The sequence below is a fragment of the Methanophagales archaeon genome (assembly GCA_021159465.1).
Taxonomy (GTDB): Archaea; Halobacteriota; Syntropharchaeia; order Alkanophagales; family Methanospirareceae; genus G60ANME1.
Genome location: JAGGRR010000061.1, coordinates 1 through 2,501 on the forward strand (window position 1 = coordinate 1; position 2,501 = coordinate 2,501).

Genomic DNA, 2,501 nt, shown 5'->3' on the forward strand with positions numbered 1-2,501 from the left:
ATGGGAAAAGAGGAGGGGAATGGAGAACAATAGTGAGTATAATGTAAAAATGCGGTATGTAGTGAACACGCCAAAACCAGCTACTATCGTGGTGACGGTGATGTGTGAAGGTAAGTCGGAAGAAGCGATTAGGGAAGTGGATGATTTTGCGAAAGTTCTCGATAAGAAAATTCGGGAGTTTTTGGATAGAAGGAGGGAAGAGAAATGAGCCGAAGGAAAAGCACGGTTGAACTATCTCGACTCACATTTTCGCTGCCTACAAGGCTGCACCAGCTATTTGATTCGATACGAAAAGAACAGGGGTATGCAACAATATCGGAGGCTATACGGGACCTGATTCGTCTGTATGTTGAGCGTTCGCTCACTCGTGAGAAAGAAGGGCAGAAGCTCGGTGTGGTGGCATACATATTGCCTGCATCGAAGGACGAACGGAAACAGATGCTGATTAGCGAGATGATGGAGTGCGAGACAAAGTTCAAGGATATTGTTCAATCAATTTCAATGGTTATGGCTGGCGGTAAAATAATGAGAGTTGCGATAGTGTGCGGTGATGCAAAGCGTATCAATGAGTTCAGGGATGCGGTGGAAGCATTGAAGGACGTTACGGTGATAGGCACAGCGGGGTGGAGGATTGAGGAGGTGTGAAATGTATTATACCATTTCAGTAACGGAAGGGCGTTTTAACATTCTGGACCCAACTGAGGTCAAGTTTAGTAATAGTGTGAGGGTCTACAACGACGATGGTGGTTCGATTGAGGTAGTATCAGTGACTGCGGATGAGCCGATATTCAATGATAACGATGAACCTGAGGACATTGCCCAAGCATTGGAAGAATGGCTCGATGGCATGTTTTACACATCAGACGAAGAGAAGATTAGGAATATGATACAGTTTTTGCGTAAGCACTCCAAGGAATTGCTGAAAGGAAAGTTGCGCAAGGATATAGAAAGAATCGAGGCAAAGATAAAGGAATTGAACGAAGAGAAGGAGAGGTTGCGTAAGCAATACGAGGAGATATTGGTGGATGGTGGAGAAGGAAATGAGCAGAAGGTGAAAGAAGATGGGTTTGAATAAACAATCGGGCAATATGTATCCGTTTGTAACCCATACATGGAACCCTATAAGAGGGGAATGCCCACATCAGTGTGTATATTGCTACATGAAGCGATTTAAAGTGGGAAAACTGAGACTTGAAGAGAAAGAGTTGCGGACAAAACTCGGTAGTGGTAATTTCATTTTCGTGGGAAGTTCAACTGATATGTGGTCGAAAGAAGTGCCAGATATTTGGATAACGGAAGTTCTCGAATATACTAGAAAGTTCCCTGACAACACATACTTGTTTCAGACGAAAAACCCCATAAGATTCCTTGAATTCATTGATTACTTTGGTCTGAACTCTGTACTCGGCGTGACTATAGAAACAAACAGAGATTATAAAGTAACAAAAGCGCCTGAGCCTACTAAGAGATGGGCGGATTTCACATTAGCGGTAGGCTATGGTTTCAGAAAAATGGTCAGTATAGAGCCAATAATGGATTTCGATTTAGGAGACTTTGTGTATCTTTTGAAGGCTATAGGTCCAGAGTTCGTTAGCATAGGAGCTGATAGCAAAGGTCATAATCTACCGGAACCTTCTCCGGCGAAACTCAAAGAACTAATCTCTGAGCTGGAAAAATTCACAGAAGTGAAGATCAAAAAGAATTTGAATAGGATTAAAAAAGCGAAGGATCAAAATGAAGATAGTGAAGCGAGCCAAGATTGAGGTAGTAACAATAGATGACTTGCGAGAAGGCGATGAGATACTTTGGTCGAATCTTAGGTGCAAAGTTGTAAATGTGAACATGTGGGAGCGTAATATAATTTTCGTTCCCTACTCAATGCCTGATAGCGCAACTGAAGGTTCGTATATGCACTATTACAGAATTCAGGAATGCGAAGAGGCAAATATCTGCACATTATGCGGGAAAGAAGTAGAGCAAGGAGACATATGCGAAGAGTGCAAGATGATGGAGAATCTTTCTTAAAGGAGATCAAAGGCGAGGAAGAAAAATGAGAAAAGAAGACATTGTGGTTTCTTTTGAGCTTGCGAGGAAGCTGAAGGAGGTAGGTATGAACTCACCCAGCTTGTTCTGCTGGCGAGTATGGGATAATGGGTCAGTTGATCTTGCAATGGAACACGAGGACGATTTCGATTACAGCGGTGCCGGCAGGACGGTGGTAGAGAAAATACCAGCCTACACAGCTATGGAGCTGATGGAGAAGTTGCCGGGTTTTATAAGGCAGCCTAAAAATTGGAAGTATATCTTGAGTATACATAAGTTTTGTGATGGCTATGCGGTGGGATATGAACGTTGCTATGATAATGCGCTAAAATTCTTCCTACAGGAATTCGAGAGCGAGAAACTTGCCGATGCACTTGCGAGTGCATTGATTTGGTGGAAGAAAAGGGAGGTGAAAAGGAATGGATGAAATTACAACCAGTGAAGAAACAACAAGCAAT

General features: G+C 42.8%; 6 protein-coding genes. All 6 read left to right on the forward strand.

Annotated elements, in window-relative coordinates; translation table 11 throughout:
- A partial coding sequence (locus J7J01_03200) for a hypothetical protein (protein ID MCD6209896.1) occupies positions 1-208 on the forward strand: 208 nt, incomplete at its 5' end.
- Entirely contained in the window at positions 205-645 is a 441-nt protein-coding gene (locus J7J01_03205; GenBank protein MCD6209897.1) for a ribbon-helix-helix protein, CopG family, read from the forward strand. The genes J7J01_03200 and J7J01_03205, both read left to right, overlap by 4 nt.
- Before the next feature lies 1 nt (position 646).
- Entirely contained in the window at positions 647-1,075 is a 429-nt protein-coding gene (locus tag J7J01_03210) for a hypothetical protein (protein ID MCD6209898.1), read from the forward strand.
- Positions 1,062-1,763 carry a DUF5131 family protein gene (locus J7J01_03215; protein MCD6209899.1) on the forward strand — a complete coding sequence of 234 codons (702 nt, stop codon included), beginning with the start codon at positions 1,062-1,064 and terminating at the stop codon, positions 1,761-1,763. The genes J7J01_03210 and J7J01_03215 overlap by 14 nt, the downstream gene beginning before the upstream one ends.
- Positions 1,735-2,025, forward strand: coding sequence for a hypothetical protein (locus tag J7J01_03220; protein ID MCD6209900.1), 291 nt, complete (start codon positions 1,735-1,737; stop codon positions 2,023-2,025). The genes J7J01_03215 and J7J01_03220 overlap by 29 nt, the downstream gene beginning before the upstream one ends.
- Before the next feature lie 25 nt (positions 2,026-2,050).
- Positions 2,051-2,470, forward strand: a complete 420-nt coding sequence (locus J7J01_03225; GenBank protein ID MCD6209901.1) for a hypothetical protein — start codon at positions 2,051-2,053, stop codon at positions 2,468-2,470.
- The last annotated feature ends 31 nt before the right edge of the window (positions 2,471-2,501 follow it).